The following is a 24,696-nucleotide window of genomic DNA, read 5'->3' on the forward strand; positions in this document are numbered from 1 at the left end:
ACTTTAGCTGCAGAAATTCAACCACTGGCAACGTTTCGCTTGCATTAAAACAATTGAATCATTGCTTGATTAAACGTCTGCAAGATGGACAGTCATCCACTCCTGCAGGCGTCCTCACAAGATACCTGCGCATACTTTCAAAGAACTTCGAATCAGGCCTCAGCGCCATCTTCGTAGGCTGCGACGTTTCCGTCGTAGCGAGCCGCCCATTATAGCCGGCTTTTCTGCCTCGTCAACATCTTTTTTCGAGGCAGTGACTTCAAGCTTTCCTTTCGCTTGCGCCTCTTGCGAGGTCCCTGCGTCGGGGGAGGTGAAGTATGTGCCTCTTTACGGGCTTTGTGAAGGGGTTGTGGAAAGTTTTTTCGAGCAATCGTTCATTGCGCCCTGGAACGGCCCGTACTGCTTTGCTTGCACTTATAGGTGTACACAGCAGTACGCATCCAGATGATGCTGATCAAAGCTTGCGGGGTGATGAGGCAAAGGGGCGTCGCCCTACCCTCTCCCGGCAGGAGAGGGCTTCGGCCGCTCCCCGGAGGAAGCGGCCTTGCTCACCTGCGCCGTCAGCCCGCCACTACCAGCAGGACGCGGGCGAAGGTGCGTTTGCCAACCTGCAGCAGACCCTCGAAACCAGGCTGCAATACGGTCTGGGCGTCTTCGACGACTTCGCCATCCACCTTTACCGCGCGCTCCTTGAGCTTGCGGGAGGCCTCGGAGTTGCTCGGAGTGAGCCCTGCCGCCGTCAGCAACGCCCCGATACGCAGTCCTTCAGCCGGTACCGTCACTTCCTGCAGCGGCAGCTGGGTGATATCGCCCTGCCCGGTCACCGCGGCATTCCAGCCGGCGATGGCCTGCTCGGCGGCGGCGGCATCGTGGAAGCGGGTGGTCAACTCACGCGCCAGGCGCAGCTTGATCTCGCGCGGATTGAGGGTGCCGGCCTCGACGTCGGCACGCAGCTGCCTGGCCTCGTCAATGGAGATATCGAAGCTGAGCAGATCGATCCAGCGCCACATCAAGGTGTCGTCCACCTTCATGGTCTTGGTGACGATGTCGATGGCCGGCTCGCTGATGCCGATGTAGTTGCCCAGCGACTTGGACATCTTGTTGACGCCGTCCAGGCCTTCCAGCAGCGGCATGGTCAGCACGATCTGCGGCTTCTGCCCGTGGTGTTCCTGCAGGCCACGCCCCATCAGCAGGTTGAACTTCTGGTCGGTACCGCCCAGTTCGACGTCGCATTCCAGCGCCACCGAGTCGTAGCCCTGCACCAGCGGATACAGGAATTCATGGATGGCGATGGATTGCTGGGCGGCGTAGCGCTTGGCGAAATCGTCGCGCTCGAGCATGCGCGCCACGGTGTGCTGGCCGGCCAGACGGATCATGTCGGCCGCGCTCATCTTGCCGAACCACTCCGAGTTGAAGCGCACCTCGGTCCTGTCCCGGTCCAGCACCTTGAACACCTGCTCCTCGTAGGTGCGTGCGTTGGCCAGCACATCCTCGCGGCTGAGCGGCTTGCGGGTCAGGCTCTTGCCGGACGGATCGCCGATCATGCCGGTGAAGTCGCCGATCAGGAAGATGACCTGGTGACCGAGATCCTGGAACTGGCGCAGCTTGTTCAGCAGCACCGTGTGGCCCAGGTGCAGATCGGGAGCGGTGGGGTCGAAACCGGCCTTCACACGCAGCGGACGGCCGCTTTCCAGCCGCTGGCGCAACTCCTCCACTTTGAGGATTTCATCGGCACCACGGCCGATCAGGGCAAGGGCTTCATCAATCGAGGACACGCAAAACTCCCGGCTTCGCCGTTAAAAACATGAATGGTGTTAAGTGCAAGTTAACCGCGCCGCAAGATCGAAAAGCCATGTGGCTCAATGGTTTGACGCGGTATTGATACCTGTCTATGTTACCCGCGTTTAGGCCCGCGATCCGGGCCGGCCAGAGAACTGAGTGATGTCCCAACCCGATCATGGCCCCGCGCGCAAACAACGCTTCAAAGAACGCCTCAGCGTCCTGCACGACACCGCCCTGCATCGAAAGCTGAAACACCACCTGCCGGCCGCGTTCAACGAACGCTGGACCCGACGGCATTGGATCCACGCCAGCCTGTTCGCCACCATCGGCGCGTTGGCGGCGACGATCGTGCCCGGCTTCTCCAATGCCATCGATCTGCCGGTCCCCACGTCCCACTCCACGCTCGCCCTGCCCTTGCCGCCGCTGTCACTGGCCCGCCGCGGCGAGACCCCGGGCGACAGCTGGCAGATCCAGCGGGTGGAACGCGGGCAGACCCTGAGCGATCTGTTCGCCGCCGCTGGCGTGCCGGCATCGACCATGCAGCGCGTGCTGGACCACCCCGGCACCCGCGAGGTGCTGACCCGGCTCAAGCCCGGCACCGAGATCGCCTTCGACCTGCCGGTCAACGGCACCCTGCGCAGCATCCGCTTCGACCGCGATGCCAACCACCGCGTCGAGCTGTCGCTGCAGGGCGACCAGATCCGCGAGAAGGTGATGCAACGCGCCAGCACCACCCGCACCGTGGTCGCCAGTGGCGAGATCACCAGCTCCCTGTACACCGCCGCCCGCCGGGCCGGCCTGTCGCCCTCGGCCATCGCCACGATGACCGACGAGATCTTCAAGTACGACATCGACTTCTCCAAGGACCTGCAGCCGGGTGACCGCTTCAGCGTGGTGCTGGATGAAACCTGGCGCGAAGGCGAGCGCATCGACACCGGCAAGATCCTGGCGGCCACCTTCCAGACCGGCGGCAAGACCCACACCGGCTTCCGTTTCGAGCGCAACGGCAAGTCCGAGTACTTCGATATCAGCGGCCGCCCGCTGAAGAAGAGCTTCATCCGCTCGCCGATCCAGTTCGCCCGCCTGAGCTCGAACTTCGGCTCTCGCCGGCATCCGATCCTGGGCACCATGCGCATGCACAAGGGCGTGGATTACGCCGCACGTACCGGCACCCCGATCATGGCCGCCGGCGATGCCCGTGTGCAGTTCGCCGGCACCCAGCGCGGCTACGGCAATGTGGTGATCCTGGATCATGGCCGCGGCCACACCACGCTGTATGGACACATGTCGCGGCTGGGCCCCTACCGCACCGGCCAGCGTGTCGCCCAGGGCCAGGTGATCGGCTATGTGGGCTCCACCGGCATGTCGACCGGGCCGCACCTGCACTACGAATTCCGCGTCAACGGCGTGCACCGCAATCCGCTGTCGGTGACGATGCCGCCGCCGGAACCGCTCAAGGGCGCCGAGCTGGTCGCCTTCCGCGCCCAGACCGCGCCGGCGATGGCGCGGATCCAGGGCATGGAGGAGCTGATCTATGCCGACGCCGGTAACCGCAAGCCGGCCGCCACCCGCACCGCCAGTGCCGCGGCCACACCCGCACCGGCCGGCAAGCGCGGCTGACCTCCGCGTTCCACGTTGACGCCACGGGCAGGGAGCTGGAAGCTTCCTGCCCGTCTGCTTTCCGGTTCCCGCAATGACGCCTGTCGATCCGCACCTGCCGCTGTTTGTTGGCCTGATGTCCGGCACCAGCGCCGATGGCATCGATGCGGCGCTGGTGCAGTTTCCCGAGGACGGCGGCTGCCGCTTCATCCATGGCCATACCCATCCGTGGGAGCGCCCGACCCGCGAGCTGCTGATCGCGCTGGGCCAGGGCGGCGAGCCGGCCTCGCTGGACGCGCTGGGGCAACTGGACGCGGCCGTGGGCCTTGCCTTCGCCGCGGCGGCCAACCAGCTGCTGGCGGAGGCCGGTGTGGACCGCACCCGCGTGTGCGCGATCGGCTCGCACGGCCAGACCATCCGCCACCGGCCGCTGGCCGACCCGGCTTTCACCTGGCAGATCGGCGATGCCAGCCGCATCGCCGAACTGACCGGCATCACCACGGTGGCCGACTTCCGCCGACGGGATGTCGCCGCCGGAGGTCACGGCGCGCCGCTGATGCCGGCGTTCCATCTGGCCATGCTCGGCAGCACCGGTGAGGACCGTGCGGTGCTCAACCTCGGCGGCATCGCCAACCTGAGCCTGATCGCGCGTGACGGCAGCATCCGCGGCTTCGATACCGGCCCGGCCAACGCCCTGCTCGATGGCTGGTGCCAGCGCCACCTGGATTGTCCTTACGACGCCGACGGCGCGTTTGCCGCCCGCGGCCGGGTCGACGAGGTCCTGCTGGCGAAGCTGCGCGCCGAGCCGTGGTTCGCGCTGCCGCCGCCCAAGAGCACCGGCCGCGAACAGTTCCACCTTCAATGGGTGGAAGCGCATTTCGCCGACACCCCGGCGGCGCCGGCGGATGTGCAGGCGACCTTGCTGGAGCTGACCGCCGCCACGGTGGCCGATGCGCTGCTCGCGCATCTGCCCGACGTGCGTCAGGTCCTGGTCTGCGGCGGTGGCGTACGCAATCCGCGCTTGCTGCAGCGCCTGCAGGCCCGGCTGCCGGACGTGCGGGTCGGCTCCAGCGCCGGGCACGGCCTGGACCCGGATTACATGGAAGCGATGGGCTTTGCATGGCTGGCGCAGCAGACGCTGGCAGGACGCCCGGGCAACCTGCCCAGTGTCAGTGGCGCGCGCGGACCGCGCATCCTCGGCGCGATCCACCCGGCCTGAAACACCGCTAGAACCCGCCGCCGGCCGGCAACGCCTTCAACGCCAGAATCGCTTCGGACAGCGCATCGACCTCCGGATTCTCGAACCCGCCGCGCACTTCCTGCTCGCCGGCGAACAGGCCCTGCTCCAGCAGCGCCAGACAGGTCTGTTCATGCGTCCAGCCGCGGGCCACCGCCAGCCGGCGGATCCGCTCAAGCAGGTGCGGATCGACATCCCGCAACGTCACATCGGCCATACCCACCACCTGTTGGCTACCGGTGGATCCCCCCGTGGCATGATCAGACAGACCACCGCGCGATTCAACGCTTGCCGCAGCTTCCCGCGTCAGGCAGCGCGCGCCAGCTGCGTGGTCGCATCCACTTCGCGGCGCAGCCACCAGGCCATCAGCAGCCCCGGCACACCGACCACCACCGACACCAGGAAGAACACCTGCCAGCCATAGGCATCGGCCAGCACGCCGGCGAATGGGCCGACGAACACCCGTCCCAGCGTGGCGAACGCCGACAGCAACGCGTAGTGGGTGGCCGAAAAACGCGTGCCACACAGGCCACTGAGCAACGCCACGAACGCCGCCGTGCCCATGCCCCCGGCGAAGTTGTCCAGGCTCAGCGCGAACAGCAGCAGGCCGTCCATCGGCGTGGGCTGGTCCAGGTGCACGATCAGCAGGTTGAACGCCGGCACCTGCACCGTACCCCAGGCGCCGGCCCCTTCCCGGGCCAGCAGATAGAAGCCCAGATTGGACACCAGCTGCAGCACGCCGAAGGCGATCACCGCGCTGGACAGGCGTACCCGCAGCAGGAAGAAGCCACCGACGATGGCGCCCACGATCGTCATCAGCAGGCCGATGGTCTTGTTCGCCAGCCCCACCTCGGCCTGGCTGAAACCCATGCCCTTGAGCAGGAACGGCGTGGACAGGCTCAGCGCGAAGGCATCGCCGACCTTGTACAGCACCACCAGCGCCAGGAACGCGCCGGCCCCGCGCATGCCGAAGTAGCTGCGCAACGAGGCGTTGAGGGTCTCGAACGGTACCCGGCGGGTGGCGCCCAAGCCCATCAGCATCGCCGCGGCGATCTGGGTGACGACGAACACCAGCCGTATCCAGCGGTCCTTGCTGGCCGGATCCAGTCCCAGCAGCACCAATGCCTGGTGCGCCAGCCACGCGCCCAGTGCGACGCCGGCCACCAGCGCCAGGAAGCCGCGCAACTCGCTACCGGCCCGGGATACCGGCGCCTTGAAGCGTTCCGGCAGCGGCGGCATCAGCGCCAGCGCCAGCACGCCCACCGTCGCGGCCAGGGCGGCCATCACCCGGTACACCTGCGGCCAGCTCTGCCACTGTTCGGCCCAGATCAGGGTGATGCCGCCGGACAGCACCATCGCCAGCCGGTAGCCGAGCACCGTCAGCGAACCGCCCAGGCCGCGTTCGGCCGGTGCCAGCAGGTCGGTCCGGTAGGCATCGATCACCACATCCAGCGTCGCCGACAGGCACGCCACCAGCACGGCCGCCGAAGCGAACAGCGCCAGATTGCGCGACGGCGACAGCGTGCTCATCGCCAGCAGCGCCGCGGCAAGTAGCAGAAGCAGCAGCACGATCCAGCCGCGCCGGCGCCCCAGCAGCGGCAGGTCGAAGCGGTCGATCAACGGCGCCCACAGGAACTTGAAGGTGTAGGGGATGCCGATCAGCGACAGGAAGCCCAGCGTCACCAGGTCCAGCCCGTCCACCGTCAGCCACGCCTGCATCGCCCCGCCGGTCAGCGCCAGCGGCAGCCCGGAGGCGAAGCCCAGCAGCAGGATCACGAACAGCCGGCGCAGGCGCTGCAGCCCGGCCGGCGGGGCCTCCACCACCGCTTCGGTCACAGGTCGTAGTCCACGGTGAACGGGGCGTGGTCAGAGAAGCGCTCACCGGTGTAGATCGAGCAGCCGCGCAGACGCTCACGCAGGCCAGGGGTGAGCAACTGGTAGTCGATGCGCCAGCCGACGTTGTTGGCACGCGCCGCGCCGCGGTTGCTCCACCACGTGTAGTCCTGCCCGTCCGGGTGCAGCGCGCGGTAGGCGTCCACCCAGCCACGGCCCGTGGCCGGATCGGCCAGTTCGGCCCGGTCGGCGCAGAAGCCGTTCATCCAGTCGCGCTCCTCGGGCAGGCAGCCGGAGTTTTTCTGGTTGGACTTCCAGTTCTTGATGTCCAGCGCGCTGCGCACGATGTTCCAGTCACCGCACAGCACGTAGTCGCGCCCGCTGGCCAGCCACTCGTCCAGGATCGGCCGCAGCCACTGCATGACCTCGAACTTGAAGCCCTGGCGCAGCTCGCCGGAGGAGCCGGAGGGGATATAGAACGAGACCACGCTCAGGTTGCCGAAGCGCGCCTCGATGTAACGGCCTTCATCATCGAACGGCGCCCAGCCCAGCGACGTGCGCACCTCGTCGGGCTCGCGCCGGCTCCAGATCGCCACCCCGCTGTAACCCTTCTTGGTGATCGCGTCGCGGTAGAAGCAGTGGTGGCCGTCCGGGCGGAACAGCGCGTCGGTCAGCTGCGCCTCCTGCGCCTTGGTTTCCTGAATACACAGCACGTCGGCCTGCTGCTGGGCGAACCAGTCGCCAAAACCCTTGGTGGTGGCCGAACGGATGCCGTTGGCGTTGAAACTGATGATGCGCATGGAATACCGCTGGCTGGACCTGGGACAGGCACAGCATACCGTCCGCCCCAGCAATCGCCGAAGCCATGCTTTACCCTAGGCGCCTTCAATAGACGACAAGAAAACGCATTTACATGAGTGACCACCGTTCCCGTTTCCTGCAGCTGGCGCTGAACGCCGACGCGCTGCGTTTTGGCCAGTTCACCCTCAAGTCCGGCCGCGTGAGCCCGTATTTCTTCAACGCCGGCCGTTTCGACACCGGCCTGGCACTGGCCCAGCTGGGCAACTGCTATGCCGACGCCATCGACGCGGCCGGGATTGCTTATGACCAGCTGTTCGGCCCGGCCTACAAGGGCATTCCGCTGGCCACCGCGATCGCCTGCGAGTTCTCGCACCGCGGCCGCAACCTGCCGCTGACCTTCAACCGCAAGGAAGCCAAGGACCACGGCGAGGGCGGCACCCTGATCGGCGCGGACATGGCCGGCAAGCGCGTGCTGATCGTCGATGACGTGATCACCGCCGGCACCGCGATCCGCGAGGCGCTGGCGATCATCCGCGAAGCCAACGGCATTCCGGCCGGTATTGTCGTTGCGCTGGACCGCCAGGAGATCGCCTCGGAAACAGACGCGCGTTCGGCCGCGCAGGCCGTGGCCGCCGAGACCGGCATCCCGGTGATCGCCGTGGCCAACCTGGCCGACCTGCTTGCATTCGCCTCCGGGAACCCGGAACTTGTCGGCTATCGCGAACCGCTGCTGGCCTACCGTGGCCGCTACGGCAGCAATCCAACAGGCTGACAGCAGGGGGCTGCCATGGCGCTGGACCGGTACAACACAGGGGCGACGTTGCTGATGCTGCTGGCCACGCTGGCGGCACCGGCGCTGGCGCAGAACAAGGGCGATTCCGGCAAGAAACTGTATTGCTGGGATGAGGGCAGCCGCCGTATCTGTTCGGACACGCTGCCACCGGAAGCGGTGAACAGCGCGCGCCAGGAGTTCAACGCCCGCAGCGGTACCCGCAGTGCCGAAATCCAGCGCGCGCTCACCGCCGAGGAGCGCGCCGACGCCGCCCTGGCCGAGGCCCAGCAGAAGATCGATGCGGCCGCGGCCGACACCCGCAGGCGGACCGAGCAGGCGATGCTGGCCACCTATGGCAGCGAGGACGCGCTGCGTCGGGTGTTCGCCGAGCGCACCGCGATCGTGGACAACAACATCAACACCGCCCTCTACAACGTCGCCAGCCTGCGCGAAGCGCTGGCCGCGCAGCTGCTGTCGGCCGGCAACCGCGAGCTGGCCGGGCAGAAGGTGAGCGACAAGCAGGCCGGCGAGATCCGCCAGCGCCACCACGAGCTGTTGGCCCAGCTGCGGCTGCAGACCGCGTTCGAGCAGCAGCGCCAGGCCATGGAAGTGGAGATCGCCGAAAGCCTGGCCCGCTACCGCGAGCTGAAGGGAATTGCGGCCCCCGCCGATGCGGGGACCGCGCCCGACGCAGCGCCCGCACCCGCGCCAATCCAGGGCTGAGCGGGCAGCGCCGCAGGCACGAGAACGAAGCGACCTCCGGGTCGCTTTTTTCATGGGTCTGGCAACACACCCGCCGCCGCGCTTGGCGACGGGCGACGTTCATGGCGCCACCTGGCACACGCATTTTTATGCCGTTTTTACGCCAGCATCCGGTCCGCGCCGTCGCGCGTTTATGGCCTGCCGAAGGACGATGTCTTAGCTGACCGGGGATCAGGCTCATTGCAGGCTGCTCCCCGCCTTCCATCCACGCGCCCTTACGACCGGCGAGAGCGCGTCCTGAATTCGAGGTTTCCATGCCCGGCTGGCTTGCCCTGTTGTGCGGCGTAGTGGTGCTGATCGCCGCTGCCTACCTGTTGTACGCGGTCCTTCGACCCGAGTCGTTGTGAGGAGCGCTGCCGTGATCGAGCCCCTCCTCATCCTTCTGGCCAGCCTGGCGCTGGCCTGGCCGCTGGGCCTGTACCTGGCCCGGCTGATGCGTGGTACGCCGATGCGTATCGACGTCCTCTTCCACTGGATCGAAAAGCCGCTGTACCGCGTGCTCGGCGTGGACCCGAAACATTCCATGTCCTGGCGCGGCTATGTGGCCGCGTTCCTGATCAGCAACCTGGTGCTGGCGGTGCTGACCATGACCGTGTTCATGACCCAGGCCTGGTTGCCGTTGAACCCGGACAACATCCCCAACCTGCGCTGGGACACCGCGCTGCACACCATGGTGTCGTTCCTGACCAACACCAACCAGCAGCATTACAGCGGCCAGGCGCAGCTGTCCTACTTCGCGCAGATGACCGGCATAACCGGCCTGCAGGTGATCACCCCAATGATGGGGTTGGCACTGGCAGTGGCAACGCTGCGCGCCCTGTTCATGAAACCGGCCGGCAACGACAGCGGCCATGCCGCACCGTGCATCACCGTCGGCAACTACTACGCCGACATGGTGCGCCTGTGCCTGCGCTTCCTGCTGCCGCTGTGCCTGGTGTGGACGCTGCTGCTGAACTGGCAGGGCGTGCCTTCCACGCTGGCCGCCGGCCCGCAGGCCACGCCGATCGATGCCGCCGCCGGCATGGCAACGCAGAAGATCCCGCTCGGCCCGGTGGCGGCGATGGTCGCGGCCAAACAGCTCGGCGCCAACGGTGGTGGCTGGTACGGCCCGAACAGCAGCTTCCCGCTGGAAAACCCGACCCCGTTGTCCAATGCGCTGGAGCTGATCGGCATCCTGCTGATCCCGATGGCTATCATCTGCATGCTCGGCAGTTTCACCGGCCGGCGGCGCTTTGGCGCGCTGGTGTTCGGCTGCATGCTGACCATGTCGGTGCTGTCCACCAGCGCCAGCCTGTGGCTGGAAGGGCACAGTGCCAGCGCCGCCAGTGCGCTGCTGATGGAAGGCAAGGAGACCCGTTTCGGCGCCGATGGCACGGCGCTGTGGTCGTCCATCACCACCCAGGTGCAGAACGGCTCGGTCAATGGCATGCATGACTCGCTGAGCCCGCTCGGCGGCATGATGCCCATCGTCAACATGCTGGTCAGCGCGATCTGGGGCGGCATCGGCTGCGGCATCCAGCAGTTCCTGGTCTACCTGATGATGGCGGTTTTCCTGGCTGGCTTGATGACCGGTCGCACCCCCGAACTGCTCGGTCGCAAACTGGAAACGCCGCAGGTACGCATGCTGGCGGTGCTGGTGCTGCTGCAACCGATCACCCTGCTTGGCCTGACCGCACTGACCCTGGCCATCCCCGGCCTGGCCGGCACCTCCAACCCCGGATTCCATGGCATCAGCCAGGTGTTCTACGAGTTCACCTCGGCCTATGCCAACAACGGCTCGGGCTTTGAAGGGCTGGCCGACAACAGCGTGTGGTGGAACCTCAGTTGTGCGCTGGTGTTGGCACTGGGCCGCTTCCCGATCCTGATCATCCCGCTGGTCATCGCCACCCAGCTGGCCGCCAAACGGCAGGTGCCGCAAAGCGCCGGCAGCCTGCAGATTGAAACCCCGACCTTCGCATTGACGCTTATCTGCGTGGTCATCGTCCTTACCGTGCTGCAGTTCCTGCCAGCGCTGGTGCTTGGCCCGGTGGCCGAACACCTGAGCCTGCTGGCCCTGCAGGGAGCCCCCTCACCGTGAACGCCCCCATGAACCGCTCCGCCTCTCCTGCGGCATCTTCTCCTGCGGCATCGCGCCGCGCCGCCGTGCTCGATGCAGCCGACCTGCGCCGTGCGCTGTTCGACTCGGTCCGCAAGCTGTCTCCGCTGTACCTGCTGCACAACCCGGTGATGGCGGTGGTGATGGCCGGCACCGTGCTGGCACTGGTCGTCACCCTCAGTGGCACGGCGCCGCTGGGCTTCGGCCTGACGGTCACCGCGATCCTGCTGGTGACGGTGCTGTTCGGCAATTTCGCCGAAGCCGTGGCCGAAGCGCGTGGCCGCGGCCAGGCCGCGTCGCTGCGGCGTGCCCGCCAGGACCTGATCGCACGGCGCATCACCACGCCGCTGCAGGGTGCTGCCGAGAACCGTGTGCCCGCCGCCGAGCTGCGTCCGGGCGACCACGTGATCGTCAGTGCCGGCGAGTTCGTGCCGGCCGACGGCGAGATCGTGCGCGGCCTGGCCACCATCAACGAGGCCGCGGTCACCGGCGAATCGGCACCGGTGCTGCGCGAAGCCGACACCGACCGCTCCGGCGTGATCGGCGGCACCAAGGTGCTGTCCGACGAGATCGTGGTGCGGGTGAGCGCCGAGCCGGGGTACAGCTTCCTCGACCGCATGATCGCGCTGGTGGAAGGGGCCAACCGGCAGAAGACGCCGAACGAGATCGCCCTGACCCTGCTGCTGGCGGCAATGTCGCTGACCTTCCTGGTGGTGGTCGCCACGCTGCCGGCGATTGCGGGCTTTGTCGGCGTCACGGTCGATCCGCTGCTGCTGATCGCCCTGCTGGTGTGCCTGATCCCGACCACCATCGGCGGCCTGCTGCCGGCCATCGGCATCGCCGGCATGAACCGTGCGCTGCAGGCCAATGTGCTGGCCAAATCCGGCAAGGCGGTGGAAGTAGCCGGCGACGTCGATGTGCTGCTGTTGGACAAGACCGGCACCATCACCTACGGCGACCGCCAGGCCACGCACTTCCATCCACTGGCCGGTATCGACGCTGCACAGCTGCGTGACGCCGCGCTGCTGTCCTCGCTGGCCGACCCGACGCCGGAAGGCAAATCCATCGTGCGTCTGGCGCGCGAGCAGGCCTGCACCACCGCCGAGCCGGAAAAAGCGGAGTATTTGTCCTTCACAGCGCAAACCCGCATGTCCGGTGTCGACCTCGACAACGGCCGCAGCATCCGCAAGGGTGCCGCCGATGCCATCACCGCGCATGTGCTGGCACTGGGTGGCACGGTGCCGAACGAGCTGCAGGCGCGGGTGGACCAGGTTGCCCGTGGCGGCGCCACGCCGCTGGTGGTCAGCGAAGGCCGGCATGTGCTCGGCGTGGTGGAGCTGGCTGACGTGGTCAAGCACGGCATGCGCGAGAAGTTCGCCCAGCTGCGGGCAATGGGCATCCGCACGGTGATGATCACCGGCGACAACCCGCTCACGGCCGCCGCCATCGCCGCCGAAGCCGGCGTCGATGACTACATCGCCCAGGCCAGGCCCGAGGACAAGCTGGCGCGCATCCGTGCCGAGCAGGCCGGCGGCCGGCTGGTGGCGATGGTCGGCGACGGCACCAACGACGCGCCGGCGCTGGCCCAGGCCGACATCGGCCTGGCGATGAACTCCGGCACGCAGGCGGCCAAGGAGGCCGGCAACATGGTCGATCTGGATTCGGACCCGGCCAAGCTGCTGGCGGTGGTGGAAGTGGGCAAGCAGCAGCTGATCACACGCGGCGCGCTGACCACCTTCTCGCTGGCCAATGACGTTTCCAAGTACTTCGCCATCCTGCCGGCATTGTTTGCCGCCAGCATCCCGTCGATGGCGGCCTTGAACGTGATGCAGCTGTCGAGCCCGCGCAATGCGGTACTGGCGGCGCTGATCTTCAACGCCTTGGTGATCCCGGCACTGATCCCGCTGGCCCTGCGCGGTGTGCGCTTCCGCCCGGCCACCGCCACCGCGCTGCTGCGGCGGAACATGCTGGTGTACGGACTGGGCGGCGTGCTGCTGCCGTTTGCGGCCATCAAGGCCATCGATCTCCTGCTTGCACTGGTATTTGGCGCATGAACACCTCAATGAACTCCTCCCGTCGTTCCGGCAATCCGCTGTGGCGCCCGGCCATTGGCCTGTCCCTGTTCGGCCTGCTCGGCACCGGCCTGGTCTATGCGGCGCTGGCGACCGGCATCTCCGGCTCACTGTTTCCTGCGCAGGCCGATGGCAGCCTGATCCGCGATGCCGACGGCCAGGTGCGTGGCTCGCTGTATCTGGCGCAGCCATTCGTCGGCGATGGCTATTTCCAGACCCGTCCTTCGGCGGCCAACTACGACCCGATGGCGGCGGCCGGCAGCAATATGGCGCGCAGCAACCCGGACTTGAACAAGCGCGTGGACACGGCCACCGCCGCCGTTGCCATGCGCGAGAAGATCGACCCGGCCACGGTGCCGGCTGACCTGGTCACGCAGTCGGCCAGCGGGCTGGATCCGGAACTGTCGCCCGCTGCGGTGCAGGTGCAGGTCGCGCGCGTGGCCCGCGCGCGCGGCTGGCCTGAAGCGCGCGTGCAGACGCTGGTGGCTGTACACACACAGAACCGCCAATGGGGCGTGTTCGGCCAGCCGCGTATCAACATCGTCGCCCTCAACCGGGCGCTGGATCAGGCCGCCTATGCGCCCTGATGCGGGCCGCGCCTGCAACAGCGCACAATCGCGGCCATGAACGACTCCCGCAGCCGCCAGGCCGATGCCCTGGCCGAGGCCCTGCAACGTGACGCCGGTGGCAAGCTCACCGTCTTCCTCGGCGCCGCGCCGGGCGTGGGCAAGACCTTCCGCATGCTCACCCGCGCCCAGGAACAGCTGCGGCGCGGGGTGGACGTGGTGGCGGCCGTGGTGGAAACCCATGGCCGCAGCGATACCGCCGCCCTGCTCGACGGTCTGCCGCGCATCGCCCTGCGTACACTGGACTACCACGGCCATCAGCTGCAGGAGCTGGATCTGGACGCGGTGCTGGCGCGCAAGCCGGCACTGGTGCTGGTCGACGAGCTGGCCCATCGCAACGCTCCCGGTAGTCGTCACGAACGTCGCTGGCAGGATGTGATGGAGCTGCTCGATGCCGGCATCGACGTGTGGACCACGATCAACATCCAGCATCTGGAAAGCCTCAACGATGTGGTGATGCGCATCACCGGCGTGCGCGTGGGCGAGACCGTGCCCGACGTGGTGTTCGATCGTCTGCATGACATCGTGCTGGTCGACCTGCCACCACGCGAGCTGATCGAACGCCTGCAGCAGGGCAAAGTCTACGTTCCCGAACAGGCGGCGCAGGCGCTGCAGGCCTTCTTCTCGCCGGCCAACCTCACCGCGCTGCGCGAACTGGCGATGCAGGAAGCGGCCGACCGCGTCGACAGCAGCCTGCGCGAGACCCGCGCCGCACGCGGCGAAGGCAATCTGCCGCTGCGGCGGCGGGTTGTGGTCGCCATCGATGGCAGCGGCCAGAGCGAGTACCTGGTGCGGGTGGCGCGGCGCATCGCCGAACGCCGCGACGCACCGTGGACGGTGGTGACCGTGCAGCACCGGCGCCCCGATGAGGCCACCCGCCGCGAGATCGACGCCGCCTTTGCGCTCGCCCGCCGGCTCGGTGGCGACGCCGAGCTGCTGCATGGGCCGGGCATCGCCGATGCGCTGCTGGATTACGCCGCGCACAACGCGGTGTCCTCACTGGTGCTGGGTCGTACCCGCGAACGCCCTTTCGCACGGATGCTCAACCAGACCCTGACCCAGCAGCTGATCCAGCGCGGCGCGCACTACGAGATCACCATCATCAGCACACCGCAGGCACGCGCCAATGCGCGTCGCTTCGGGCTGTCGCTTACCCCGGACAGCTGGGGCAAGGATGCGATGACGGCGGTGCTGGCCACCGCCGGCGCCTGCTTCGCCGCATGGCTGGGCGAACACTGGATAGGCCTGAGTGATCTGGCGATGGTGTTCATCGTCGCGGTGGTGCTGGTGGCCGCGCGCACCCGCATGAGCGCGGCGGTGCTGGCGGCGACGCTGTGCTTCCTCGCCTACAACTTCTTCTTCATCGCACCACGCTTCACCTTTGCGATCAGCGCGCGGCAAGGCGTGATCACCGTCTTCCTGTTCCTCGCCGCCGCACTGGTTGCCGGCCGCTTGGCATCGCGCCTGCGCATGCAGGTGGTGGCGCTGCGTGCGGCCAATCGCCATGCCAATGTGCGGCAGACGCTGGGGCGGCAACTGGTCGGTGCCACCGACAATGCCCAGGTCGCGCACGCCGGCCGGGTAGCACTGGAACAGGCATTGGATGCACCGGCCTGGGTACGGCTAGGTGCCGACACCAGTACCAGCGGCAGTGCCGCGCCCGGCGACACCGATCTGGCAGCGGCCGACTGGGCACTGCGTCATGGCCAGCCCGCCGGCCGCTTCACCGACACGTTGGCCGGCGCCGGCTGGTGGTTCCTGCCCTTGCTCGACGGCGAGGCGCGGGCGATAGGCGTGGCCGGCCTACGCTTTGATCATCTGCACTCACGGCTTGCCCCCGAGCAACGCCAGCTGGTGCAGGCGATGGCCGACGACATCGCCCAGGCCGCCCTGCGCACGCGGCTGGTCGCCGACCTGGAAACAGCGCATCTGCACAACGAAACCGAACGCCTGCGCTCGGCCCTGCTGTCCTCGGTGTCGCATGACCTGCGCTCGCCATTGGCGGCGATGATCGGCTCGGCCGACAGCCTGTCCAACTACGCCGATGCGATGGATGCCGGCGACCGCCGCACCCTGCTCGACACCATCGTGGTCGAGGGCGAACGGCTGGACCGCTACATCCAGAACCTGCTCGACATGACCCGGCTCGGCCACGACGGGCTCAAGCTCAACCGCGACTGGATCGGCGTGGACGAACTGATCGGCTCGGCCGCGCGGCGCCTGCAGCGCTATCAACCCGAGGTGCGCCTGCAGCTGGACATTCCGGCCGCGCTGGCGCCGATCTGGGTGCACCCGGCGCTGGTCGAACAGGCGGTGTTCAACGTGATGGAGAACGCGGCCAGGTTCTCGCCGCCGGGCGTTCCGGTGGAAGTGCGTGCCCGCCAGCGCGATGGCGAACTGTGCATCGAGGTGATCGACGAAGGCCCCGGTATTCCTGATGCCGAGCGCGCGCGCATCTTCGACATGTTCTACAGCGTGGAGCGGGGTGACCGTGGCCGCCAGGGCACCGGCCTGGGCCTGACCATCTGCCAGGGCATGATCGGCGCCCACGGCGGCCGCGTGGAGGCACTGGCCGGTCCGGGTGGACGCGGTACGCTGATCCGCATGACTCTACCCCAGCTCCAGCCGGCACCGTCCGGCCCGCACGAAGATGAATAGCGCCCCGGCCATTCCACCAGCGCGGGTGCTGGTGATCGACGATGAAGTGCAGATCCGCCGCTTCCTCGACATTTCCCTGCGTACGCAGGGCTATGCGGTGGCCCAGGCCGCCACCGCTGCCGATGGCCTGCGGCAGCTGGCCGAGGACGGCGCCGACCTGGTGGTGCTGGATATCGGCCTGCCCGACATGGAAGGCCACGAGGTGCTGGCCGAGCTGCGGCAATGGAGCCAGGTGCCGGTGATCATGCTCAGCGTGCGCGCCGGCGAAGCCGAGAAAGTGCGCGCCCTGGACAACGGCGCCAATGACTACGTGACCAAACCGTTCGGCACCCGGGAGCTGATGGCACGGGTGCGGGCGCTGCTGCGCAGCCGCAGCACCGACAGCGAAGGCCAGGTGCCGGTGTTCGACGATGGCCACCTGCATATCGACCTGGCCCGGCGCGAGGTGCGTGTGGACGGTGAGGGGATCGCCCTGACCCGCAAGGAGTACGCCCTGCTCGCCCTGCTGCTGCGCAACGGCGGACGGGTGGTGACGCAACCGCAGATCCTGCAGGAGATCTGGGGGCCGACGCATCGGCATGACACCCATTACCTGCGCATCCTGGTGGGACGGCTGCGGCACAAACTGGGCGACTCGGCCCTGCAGTCGCGCTATGTGTTCACCGAGCCCGGTGTCGGCCTGCGCTTTGCCGGCAACTGACAAGGCCGCCCGCGTTGTCCGCGGACGGCCTCGGTTTTCAGCCGGGGACGGCGCTCAGAACGGCAGGTCGGTGCCCGCCGGCAACACCTGCAGCAACTGCTCGCGGAACAGCTCCTGGATGCGTTTCAGTCCAGCCTCGTCGTTGGCCTCAAAGCGCAGCACCAGCACCGGCGTGGTGTTGGAGGCGCGCACCAGGCCCCAGCCGTCGTTGAAATCCACCCGCAGGCCGTCGATGGTGGCCAGGCGCGCACCGGCGAAGGGCGAGCCTTCGACCTGCGCCTGGGCCTGCACCGCGGCGGCGATCAATGCCACCTGCGCGTGCTGGGTGCCCGCCTCCACCGCCACTTTCAGCTCCGGCGTGGAGACCGCATCGGGCAGCGCATTCAACACCTCGGCCGGGTCCTCTTCACGCTGGGCGAGGATTTCCAGCAATCGCGCCATCGCGTACAGGCCGTCGTCAAAGCCGTACCAGCGCTCCTTGAAGAAGAAGTGGCCGCTCATCTCGCCGGCCAGCTCGGCATCGGTCTCACGCATCTTGGCCTTGACCAGCGAGTGCCCGGTCTTCCACATCATCGGGCTGCCGCCATGGCGCAGGATGTAGTCCGACAGCTTGCCGGTGCACTTCACGTCGTAGATCACCATCGCGCCGGGATTGCGCATCAGCACATCGGCGGCGAACAGCATCAGCAGACGGTCGGCGTAGATCACCTTGCCATCCCTGGTCACCACGCCCAGGCGGTCGCCATCGCCATCGAAGGCCACGCCGATATCGGCGTCGAAGCGCTTCACCGTCTGGATCAGGTCTTCCAGATTGTCCGGTTCGCTCGGATCCGGGTGGTGGTTGGGGAAGCTGCCATCGACATCGCAGTACAGCGGAATGACATCGGCACCGATGGCTTCCAGCAGCTGCGGCGCCACCGCCCCGGCCACCCCGTTGCCGGCATCGGCCACCACCTTGAGCGGACGGTCCAGCTGCACGTCGTCGGCGATGCGCAGGATGTACTCGTCGATCACCTCGCGCTGCTGCAGCCCGCCAAGCGTCTCGGCACGCTGCAGACGGCCTTCCTGGATACGCGTGTACAGGTCGGTAATGGCGGCACCGGACAGCGTTTCACCACCGATCACGATCTTGAAACCGTTGTAATCCGGCGGATTGTGGCTGCCGGTCACCGCCACGCAGCTGCCGGCGCGCAGGTGGTAGCTGGCGAAATACACCACCGGCGTCGGCGCCAGTCCGATGTCGATGACATCGCAGCCGGCAAGGCGCAGGCCCTGGATCAGGCTGTCGGCCAGTTCCGGCCCGGACAGCCGGCCATCGCGGCCGACCACCACATCACGCAGGCCCTGCGCCTGCATCGCACTGCCGATGGCCTGGCCGATCAGCGTGGCGACCGTGGCATTGAGTTCGCTGCCCAGCACGCCGCGGATATCGTAGGCGCGGAAAATGCCCGGCGGCACCGCCTCGGCACCGGGTTCGGCCTGTACCGTCGCCTCGCCACCGGCCCGCGCGGCGCCGGGCGCGGGCGGCAGCGGGTCCTGCTGCAGGACTTCATGCAGGGTGATGCCGCTGTCTTCTTCGACCTCGCCCTTCCTGCGCAGCGTCGGCAGGCTGGCCAGGCGCTTGCGCCCGAACAGCAACAGCAGCGCCGTCACCAGCAGCAGCAACGCCACCACCGCGCAGGGAATCGCCCCCAGACCCAGCGGGCCTGCGTCGACATCCGGCAATTCGGCCACCACGCGCAGGCCGGTGTCGCCGACCGGACGGGCCAGCGCATCGGCACTGCCGCCCAGGCCGGTATTGCCCTTCTGCAGGATGGTGAAGCCGCCCTGGCGCAGGCCCAGAAACGCCCGGTCCGGCGACTGGATCGGATCGAATACCGAGGTCAGGCGGGTCAGCGGCTGGCGGATGTAGACCACCGCCGGCTGCCCGTGCAGCTGCACCGGCGCGGCCAGGCCCAGACGCGGGCCATTGGCATCGCGTACCACCCGCGCGACCGGCTTGCCCTCGGCCAGCGCCAGCTCCAGCAGCGCCAGGCGCGAATAGCCGAAGGTGGCCGGATCGGCATAGGCGCTGGACAGCGTGGCGTCGAGCACCTGCGCGTCCTCCACACCGGTCCACTGCTCCCGCACCGCCAGCGCGGTGGCGGTGGCATCACCGGTCGCCAGCGCGGCCTGTACCGGCGCCCGCTCCAGCTGCTTGCCGAACTGCACCAGCTGCGCGCTGACCGCCTGCTGCACGTCGCTCACGGCGCGATCGCGCGCCTGTTCCAGCGCAGTGCCGGTATCGGCCTGCAGCCACTGGTTGAACGCGCTCCAGCCGAACCAGCCCGCCAGCAGCAACAGCAGCACCGCCAGCAGCGGCGTTGAACGGCCCAGCGCCACGCGCGGGCGTTGGCTTTCCTTACCTTGGCTCATCGTGCGTTTCCCCCCTGTCAGCGCACCCCGGTGTGGCCAAACCCACCCGTTCCACGTGCACTGTCGATGAAAGTATCCACTACCTGCAACGTGACGCGGGCGATGGGCATCACCACCAGCTGCGCGATGCGGTCGCCGGGTTCGATGGTGAAGGCGTCACGGCCCCGGTTCCAGACGCTGATCAGCAGCGGCCCCTGGTAGTCGGCATCGATCAGGCCGGTGCCGTTGCCCAGCACGATGCCATGGCGATGGCCCAGCCCGGAGCGTGGCAGCACCACCGCACACAGGTTGGGGTCGGCGATATGGATGGCGATACCGCTGGGCAGCAGCGCCGCATCGCCCGGCGGCAGCGTCATCGGCGCTTCGATCGCCGCGCGCAGGTCCATGCCGGCGCTGGCTTCGGTGGCGTAGCCCGGCAGCGGCCAGGCATCGCCGAAGCGGGGATCCAGCAATTTCACCTGCAACGGCTGCAGCGCACTTGCCTCATTCATGCATCCAACCTCTCGGCGATCAGGTCCAGCAGCTGTTCGGCCAGCCGGGTCTTGGCGGTGCCCGGGAACTCGCGCTGGCCGCCATCCCAGTAGGCCACCGCCGCGTTCTGGTCGCTCTCAAAGCCGTTGCCGGCGATGCCGACCTGGTTGGCGATGATCAGGTCCAGATGCTTGGCCACCAGTTTGCCGCGCGCATATTTCTCCACCTCGTGGGTCTCGGCGGCAAAGCCGACCACCAGCTTCAGCGCCTGGGTCTGCGCGGCCACTTCGGCCAGGATATCCGGGGTGCGCACCAGCTCCAGCGTCAGGGTCTGGCTGTCGGCGGTCTTCTTCAGCTTCTGCGACGAGACCTGGCGCGGGGTGTAATCGGCCACTGCGGCCGCGCCGATATAGATGTCCGCCGGCAGCGCGCCCAGCACCGCCTCGCGCATCTGCGCGGCCGAGCGCACGTCGATCCGGGTGACCCCGGCCGGCGTCGGCAACTGCACCGGCCCGCTGACCAGTGTCACCTGCGCGCCCCGGGCGGCGGCGGCGGCGGCCAGCGCATAGCCCATCTTGCCGCTGGAGCGGTTGCCGACATAACGCACCGGATCCAGATCCTCGTAGGTCGGGCCGGCACTGATCAGCACCCGCAGGCCGTGCAGCCGGCCCGGCACAGTGGCCGCGGCCGGACCCGCATGACCTGCCAACGCCGCGACAATCGCCAACGGCTCGCTCAGGCGGCCGGGGCCGGATTCGCCCTCGGCCAGCGGACCGTCTTCAGGCCCGATCACCTGTGCGCCGCGCTCGCGCAGCAGCGCGATATTGGCCTGCGTGGCCGGGTGCAACCACATGCGATGGTTCATCGCCGGGCACACGGTCAGCGGCGCGGTGGTGGCCAGGCACAGGGTGGTTACCAGATCGTCGGCGTTGCCATGGGCCAGCCGCGCCAGCAGATCGGCCGTGGCCGGGGCCACGACAATGCGGTCGGCCCAGCGCGCCAGCTCGATATGTCCCATCGCCTGTTCGGCGGCGCTGTCCCACAGCGTGGTGCGGGTCGGCTGGCCCGACAAGGCCTGGAAGCTCAGCGGCGTGACGAACTGCTGCGCCCCTGCGGTCATCGCCACCTGCACCTGCGCGCCGGCATCGCGCAGCCGGCGCACAAGCTCCAGCGCCTTGTAGGCGGCAATGCCGCCGCCCACGCACAACAACAGTTTCTGTCCTTCCAACGATCGCGATGGCGTCTGTGGACTCTGGGGAAAGCCGGTCACGAGGAAAATTCCTACCTGCACAAGAACGTTTAGCTTACCCGAAGGGTCGGCATCGCCTGATCCCATTTCTGGCCACTGGCGCCCAGTCTGTGGGCATGCATATCCGCGACTGGCCCACTGCCGAGCGTCCCCGCGAGAAGCTGCTGGCCCGGGGCGCGGGCATCCTCTCCGATGCCGAGCTGCTGGCGATTTTCCTCGGTTCGGGCCTACGCGGCCGCGACGCGGTGCAGACCGCACGCGACCTGCTGCTGGCCCATGGTCCGCTGCGGCAACTGCTGGATCGCAACGCCGATGAACTGGCGCAGCTGCCGGGCCTGGGGCCGGCCCGCGCCTGCAAGCTCAGCGCCGCGCTGGAACTGGGCCAGCGCCATCTGGCCGCCGAGCTGGAACGCGGTATCGCCCTGAGCGATCCCACCTCTGCCGGCCGCTATTTCGCCCAGCGCCTGCGCGCGCGGCCGCATGAGGTGTTCGCCGCGCTGTTTCTGGATACCCGGCACCGGGCGCTGGCCTTCGAGGAGCTGTTCGCCGGCACCATCGACGGCGCCGAGGTGCATCCTCGCGAAGTGGTGCGTCGCGCCTTGGCCCACAATGCGGCGGCGGTGATGATCGGGCACAACCACCCGTCGGGAAATCCGGAGCCCTCCGCCGCCGACCGGGCCATCACCACCCGCCTGCAACAGGCGCTGGCGCTGGTCGATATCCGCCTGCTGGACCACTTCGTGATCGGTGATGGCGCCCCAGTCTCGCTGGCCGCACGCGGCTGGATCTGAACCAAAACCGCGGATTCTTTGACATTCCTGACCGCCAGGCACGCGCCCCGGCAAGGCGGCCGGGCCATCGCTCAGGTAAAATGGGCAGTTCCGCGCTTCAAGCAGATAGTCACGTGAAAGCCCAACTCCGCGCCCTCATCGGCCAAGGCATCGAAGCCTTGCGCGCCAACGGCACCCTGCCTGCCGACACCCTGCCGCCGGATTTCGTGGTCGAACGACCCAAGACCCGCGAACACGGCGACTTCGCCACCAATGCCGCGATGCTGCTGGCCAAGGCCGCGCGCAGCAATCCGCGCGCCATCGCCCAGGCACTGGTGGCGGCACTGCCAGCCAGCGACGACATCGCCAGTGTCGAGATCGCCGGCCCGGGCTTCATCAACTTCAAGTTCGCGCCGGTGGCCTACCAGCGCGAAGTGGTCAGCGTACTCAAAGAGGGCCAGGACTACGGTCGCAACCTGACCGGCAACGGCCGCACCGTGGGCGTTGAATACGTCTCGGCCAACCCGACCGGCCCGCTGCACGTCGGCCACGGCCGCGCCGGCGCGATCGGCGACTGCATCGCCCGCGTGCTGGAAGCCAACGGCTGGAACGCCAAGCGCGAGTTCTACTACAACGACGCCGGCGTGCAGATCGAGAATCTGGCCAAGTCGGTGCAGGCCCGTGCGCGCGGTTTCAAGCCGGGCGACGCGCAGTGGCCCAGCGAGGCCTACAACGGCGAGTACATCGGCGATGTGGCCACCGCCTACCTGACCGGCCAGACCGTGGAACTGGAAGGCAGCCAGGTGGTCGGTGCCAAGGATGCCGAGGACATCGAGGCCATCCGCCGCTTTGCCGTGGCCTACCTGCGCAACGAGCAGAACCAGGATCTGGCTGCATTCGGCGTTGATTTCGACATCTACTTCCTGGAAAGCTCGCTGTACAAGGACGGCAAGGTCGAAGAGACCGTGGCCCAGCTCAACGCCTCCGGCCACACCTACGAGGAAGGCGGCGCGCTGTGGCTGCGCTCCACCGATTTCGGTGACGACAAGGACCGCGTGATGCGCAAGTCCGACGGCACCTACACCTACTTTCTGCCGGACGTGGCCTACCACCTGAGCAAGTGGCAGCGCGGCTACGAGCGCGCGATCACCGAGCTGGGCGCCGACCACCACGGTTCGCTGGCACGCGTGCGCGCCGGCCTGCAGGCGCTGGATGTAGGCATTCCCCAGGGCTGGCCCGAATACGTGCTGCACCAGATGGTCACGGTGATGCGCGGTGGCGAGGAAGTGAAGCTGTCCAAGCGCGCCGGCAGCTACCTGACCCTGCGCGACCTGATCGAGGAAGTCGGCGCCGATGCGGTGCGCTGGTTCCTGATCGCGCGCAAGCCCGATTCGCAGCTGACCTTCGACATCGACCTGGCCCGCCAGCAGAGCAGCGACAACCCGGTGTTCTACGTGCAGTACGCCCATGCCCGGGTCTGCTCGCTGCTGCGCCAGGCGCAGGAGAAGGGCCTGGACTACACCCAGGCCGACAATCTGGCCGCGCTGGCGGTGCTGGGCGACGCGCTGTCGCTGGAGCTGATGAACGAGATCTCGCGTTATCCGGAAGTGGTGGAAAGCGCCGGCATCGCGCTGGAACCGCACCAGGTCGCACAGTACCTGCGTGAATTGGCGCACGCTTTCCACACGTGGTATCACGGCACGCCGGTGCTGGTGGATGAGGCTGCCGAGCGCAACGCCAAGCTGACACTGGCCTGCGCGGTGCGGCAGACGCTGGCCAACGGCCTGGGCATCCTGGGCGTCAGCGCCCCGGAAAAGATGTAAGTCAAGGAGACGCAGTAGACATGGCAGCACGACGCGGCAAGAGTCAGGCGCGACGCAACAGCAACAACGGCACGCCCGGCTGGGTGTGGCTGGTTGCCGGTGCGGCGATCGCCGCCGTGGTGTTCCTGGCGGCGCCGGACCTGTTCAAGAAGGACGGCGACGGCTTCCTGCGGGTCGGCCCGCAACCCAACCCCGATGCGCAGCCGGCCCCCGTGGCCGATGCGGATCTGGACGCCGGCGTGACGCCGGCCCGGCCGACGCCAGCGGCCAAGGCCGAGGACAAGCCGGCCACCCAGTACGACTTCTACACGTTGCTGCCAGGCACGGAAGTGCAGATGCCCGATGCTGAACTGGCGGCCAGTGCCAAGGCCGAGGAACAGCGCCGCGAAGCCGCCGCCCGCGCCGCGGCGGCCGCTGCACCGGCGACCGAAGCCCAGCGCGCGCAGGCGGCGCTGGAAGGCCGTCCGGTTCCGGCACCGTTGCCGGCACCGTTGCCGGCGCCGGTCGCCGAAACCCCGCGTCAGCCCGGACCGGTGGCCGAAAGCACCCCGGCCCGTCCTGCAGCGAGCTCCCCGGCACAGGTCGCCAGCGCTCAACCGGCGCCCAAACCGGCCGCGGCTGCGCCCGCACCGACGGCGGCCACAACGGCCCCGGCGGAGAACGTGCGCTACATCCTGCAGGCCGGCGCTTTCGGGGCATCCGGCGATGCGGAAGCCACCAAGGCCAAGCTGGCAATGATGGGCCTGGCGGCGCGCGTGGAATCGGCGCAGATCAACGGCAACACCGTCTACCGCGTACGCATGGGCCCATACGGCACCGCCAGCGAACTGGCCGAAGCCAAGGCCAAGCTCAACGGCAGCGGTCTGCAGGCGATGGCGATCAAGGCGCAGTAACACCGCTGCCGGCGGTGTTACCCCATAGTTTGCTTGGCAAACTATGAGCCCCGTGCCCGTTTTCTCCATATCCCCGCGCCTGTCGGCGCGCCCCCTTAACTAAAGGGGGCTGTTGCGACTATTGGTTCGCTGGTGAAG

20 protein-coding genes are annotated in these 24,696 nt (G+C 67.9%); 13 read left to right on the forward strand and 7 right to left on the reverse strand.

The window, feature by feature from the left end; genetic code table 11:
- Positions 1-560: 560 nt before the first annotated feature.
- The gene (gene tyrS / locus ACVOMH_RS14110) at positions 561-1,775 is read right to left on the reverse strand and encodes a tyrosine--tRNA ligase (protein ID WP_481524085.1); all 1,215 of its coding nucleotides are present in this window, start codon (positions 1,773-1,775) and stop codon (positions 561-563) included.
- A gap of 166 nt (positions 1,776-1,941) precedes the next feature.
- Here tyrS and ACVOMH_RS14115 point away from each other — a divergent pair, with 166 nt between their 5' ends.
- Both ACVOMH_RS14115 and ACVOMH_RS14120 read left to right on the forward strand, forming a co-directional pair.
- Positions 1,942-3,402 carry a M23 family metallopeptidase gene (locus ACVOMH_RS14115; RefSeq protein WP_057506148.1) on the forward strand — a complete coding sequence of 487 codons (1,461 nt, stop codon included), beginning with the start codon at positions 1,942-1,944 and terminating at the stop codon, positions 3,400-3,402.
- 73 nt (positions 3,403-3,475) lie between these two features.
- On the forward strand, positions 3,476-4,600 hold the full coding sequence (locus tag ACVOMH_RS14120) for an anhydro-N-acetylmuramic acid kinase (RefSeq protein WP_481552373.1): 1,125 nt from the start codon (positions 3,476-3,478) through the stop codon (positions 4,598-4,600).
- Between the two features lie 7 nt (positions 4,601-4,607).
- On the opposite strand, the gene ACVOMH_RS14125 is transcribed toward ACVOMH_RS14120, so the two are convergent.
- From ACVOMH_RS14125 to ACVOMH_RS14135, 3 genes are all read right to left on the reverse strand, one after another.
- Entirely contained in the window at positions 4,608-4,835 is a 228-nt protein-coding gene (locus ACVOMH_RS14125) for a hypothetical protein (protein WP_054660813.1), read from the reverse strand.
- Between the two features lie 89 nt (positions 4,836-4,924).
- Complete coding sequence (locus ACVOMH_RS14130) at positions 4,925-6,454, reverse strand: AmpG family muropeptide MFS transporter (protein ID WP_481552374.1); 1,530 nt, start codon at positions 6,452-6,454, stop codon at positions 4,925-4,927.
- Positions 6,451-7,251, reverse strand: coding sequence for an exodeoxyribonuclease III (locus ACVOMH_RS14135; protein ID WP_481552375.1), 801 nt, complete (start codon positions 7,249-7,251; stop codon positions 6,451-6,453). Before ACVOMH_RS14135 ends, ACVOMH_RS14130 begins: the two co-directional genes overlap by 4 nt.
- 113 nt (positions 7,252-7,364) lie before the next feature.
- Between ACVOMH_RS14135 and pyrE the strand changes: the two genes are divergently transcribed.
- The 8 genes from pyrE to ACVOMH_RS14175 all read left to right on the forward strand — a co-directional run bounded on the left by pyrE (position 7,365) and on the right by ACVOMH_RS14175 (position 16,937).
- On the forward strand, positions 7,365-8,024 hold the full coding sequence (gene pyrE, locus ACVOMH_RS14140) for an orotate phosphoribosyltransferase (RefSeq protein WP_054660344.1): 660 nt from the start codon (positions 7,365-7,367) through the stop codon (positions 8,022-8,024).
- Positions 8,025-8,039: 15 nt separating this feature from the next.
- A complete protein-coding gene (locus tag ACVOMH_RS14145) occupies positions 8,040-8,747 on the forward strand; it encodes a hypothetical protein (protein WP_481524089.1) in 708 nt (235 codons plus the stop codon).
- A 293-nt stretch (positions 8,748-9,040) separates the two neighbouring features.
- Entirely contained in the window at positions 9,041-9,133 is a 93-nt protein-coding gene (locus tag ACVOMH_RS14150) for a potassium-transporting ATPase subunit F (RefSeq protein ID WP_481524090.1), read from the forward strand.
- 11 nt (positions 9,134-9,144) lie between these two features.
- On the forward strand, positions 9,145-10,863 hold the full coding sequence (kdpA, locus tag ACVOMH_RS14155) for a potassium-transporting ATPase subunit KdpA (protein ID WP_481552376.1): 1,719 nt from the start codon (positions 9,145-9,147) through the stop codon (positions 10,861-10,863).
- An 8-nt stretch (positions 10,864-10,871) separates the two neighbouring features.
- Complete coding sequence (gene kdpB, locus ACVOMH_RS14160; protein WP_481552377.1) at positions 10,872-12,935, forward strand: potassium-transporting ATPase subunit KdpB; 2,064 nt, start codon at positions 10,872-10,874, stop codon at positions 12,933-12,935.
- 8 nt (positions 12,936-12,943) lie between these two features.
- Entirely contained in the window at positions 12,944-13,540 is a 597-nt protein-coding gene (kdpC, locus tag ACVOMH_RS14165; RefSeq protein WP_481552378.1) for a potassium-transporting ATPase subunit KdpC, read from the forward strand.
- 36 nt (positions 13,541-13,576) lie between these two features.
- The gene (locus ACVOMH_RS14170) at positions 13,577-16,237 is read left to right on the forward strand and encodes an ATP-binding protein (RefSeq protein ID WP_481524094.1); all 2,661 of its coding nucleotides are present in this window, start codon (positions 13,577-13,579) and stop codon (positions 16,235-16,237) included.
- On the forward strand, positions 16,230-16,937 hold the full coding sequence (locus ACVOMH_RS14175; RefSeq protein WP_481524095.1) for a response regulator transcription factor: 708 nt from the start codon (positions 16,230-16,232) through the stop codon (positions 16,935-16,937). The genes ACVOMH_RS14170 and ACVOMH_RS14175 overlap by 8 nt, the downstream gene beginning before the upstream one ends.
- Positions 16,938-16,991: 54 nt before the next feature.
- Here ACVOMH_RS14175 and ACVOMH_RS14180 read toward each other — a convergent pair whose 3' ends face one another.
- The 3 genes from ACVOMH_RS14180 to coaBC are packed head-to-tail and all read right to left on the reverse strand — an operon-like array spanning position 16,992 to position 21,093.
- A complete protein-coding gene (locus tag ACVOMH_RS14180) occupies positions 16,992-19,352 on the reverse strand; it encodes a phosphomannomutase/phosphoglucomutase (protein WP_481552379.1) in 2,361 nt (786 codons plus the stop codon).
- A gap of 17 nt (positions 19,353-19,369) precedes the next feature.
- Entirely contained in the window at positions 19,370-19,843 is a 474-nt protein-coding gene (gene dut, locus ACVOMH_RS14185) for a dUTP diphosphatase (RefSeq protein ID WP_054660926.1), read from the reverse strand.
- Positions 19,840-21,093: a bifunctional phosphopantothenoylcysteine decarboxylase/phosphopantothenate--cysteine ligase CoaBC gene (gene coaBC, locus ACVOMH_RS14190; protein WP_096144940.1), complete on the reverse strand. Its 1,254-nt coding sequence runs from the start codon at positions 21,091-21,093 to the stop codon at positions 19,840-19,842. The genes dut and coaBC overlap by 4 nt, the downstream gene beginning before the upstream one ends.
- Before the next feature lie 95 nt (positions 21,094-21,188).
- Here coaBC and radC point away from each other — a divergent pair, with 95 nt between their 5' ends.
- The 3 genes from radC to ACVOMH_RS14205 all read left to right on the forward strand — a co-directional run bounded on the left by radC (position 21,189) and on the right by ACVOMH_RS14205 (position 24,558).
- Positions 21,189-21,863, forward strand: a complete 675-nt coding sequence (radC, locus tag ACVOMH_RS14195) for a RadC family protein (RefSeq protein ID WP_054660085.1) — start codon at positions 21,189-21,191, stop codon at positions 21,861-21,863.
- Between the two features lie 113 nt (positions 21,864-21,976).
- Positions 21,977-23,665: an arginine--tRNA ligase gene (argS, locus tag ACVOMH_RS14200; protein WP_481524097.1), complete on the forward strand. Its 1,689-nt coding sequence runs from the start codon at positions 21,977-21,979 to the stop codon at positions 23,663-23,665.
- Between the two features lie 20 nt (positions 23,666-23,685).
- On the forward strand, positions 23,686-24,558 hold the full coding sequence (locus ACVOMH_RS14205) for an SPOR domain-containing protein (RefSeq protein ID WP_481552380.1): 873 nt from the start codon (positions 23,686-23,688) through the stop codon (positions 24,556-24,558).
- Positions 24,559-24,696 lie beyond the last annotated feature (138 nt).

The organism is Stenotrophomonas sp. STEN013, assembly GCF_056760355.1.

Excerpts from the sequence above, each read along its gene's own strand:
- ACVOMH_RS14115 (WP_057506148.1), top strand. The coding sequence starts at position 1,942 with ATGTCCCAACCCGATCATGGCCCCGCGCGCAAACAACGCTTCAAAGAA.
- ACVOMH_RS14120 (WP_481552373.1), top strand. The coding sequence starts at position 3,476 with ATGACGCCTGTCGATCCGCACCTGCCGCTGTTTGTTGGCCTGATGTCC.
- ACVOMH_RS14125 (WP_054660813.1), bottom strand. The coding sequence starts at position 4,835 with ATGGCCGATGTGACGTTGCGGGATGTCGATCCGCACCTGCTTGAGCGG.
- ACVOMH_RS14135 (WP_481552375.1), bottom strand. The coding sequence starts at position 7,251 with ATGCGCATCATCAGTTTCAACGCCAACGGCATCCGTTCGGCCACCACC.
- pyrE (WP_054660344.1), top strand. The coding sequence starts at position 7,365 with ATGAGTGACCACCGTTCCCGTTTCCTGCAGCTGGCGCTGAACGCCGAC.
- ACVOMH_RS14145 (WP_481524089.1), top strand. The coding sequence starts at position 8,040 with ATGGCGCTGGACCGGTACAACACAGGGGCGACGTTGCTGATGCTGCTG.
- ACVOMH_RS14150 (WP_481524090.1), top strand. The coding sequence starts at position 9,041 with ATGCCCGGCTGGCTTGCCCTGTTGTGCGGCGTAGTGGTGCTGATCGCC.
- kdpB (WP_481552377.1), top strand. The coding sequence starts at position 10,872 with ATGAACCGCTCCGCCTCTCCTGCGGCATCTTCTCCTGCGGCATCGCGC.
- kdpC (WP_481552378.1), top strand. The coding sequence starts at position 12,944 with ATGAACTCCTCCCGTCGTTCCGGCAATCCGCTGTGGCGCCCGGCCATT.
- ACVOMH_RS14170 (WP_481524094.1), top strand. The coding sequence starts at position 13,577 with ATGAACGACTCCCGCAGCCGCCAGGCCGATGCCCTGGCCGAGGCCCTG.
- ACVOMH_RS14175 (WP_481524095.1), top strand. The coding sequence starts at position 16,230 with ATGAATAGCGCCCCGGCCATTCCACCAGCGCGGGTGCTGGTGATCGAC.
- ACVOMH_RS14180 (WP_481552379.1), bottom strand. The coding sequence starts at position 19,352 with ATGAGCCAAGGTAAGGAAAGCCAACGCCCGCGCGTGGCGCTGGGCCGT.
- dut (WP_054660926.1), bottom strand. The coding sequence starts at position 19,843 with ATGAATGAGGCAAGTGCGCTGCAGCCGTTGCAGGTGAAATTGCTGGAT.
- radC (WP_054660085.1), top strand. The coding sequence starts at position 21,189 with ATGCATATCCGCGACTGGCCCACTGCCGAGCGTCCCCGCGAGAAGCTG.
- ACVOMH_RS14205 (WP_481552380.1), top strand. The coding sequence starts at position 23,686 with ATGGCAGCACGACGCGGCAAGAGTCAGGCGCGACGCAACAGCAACAAC.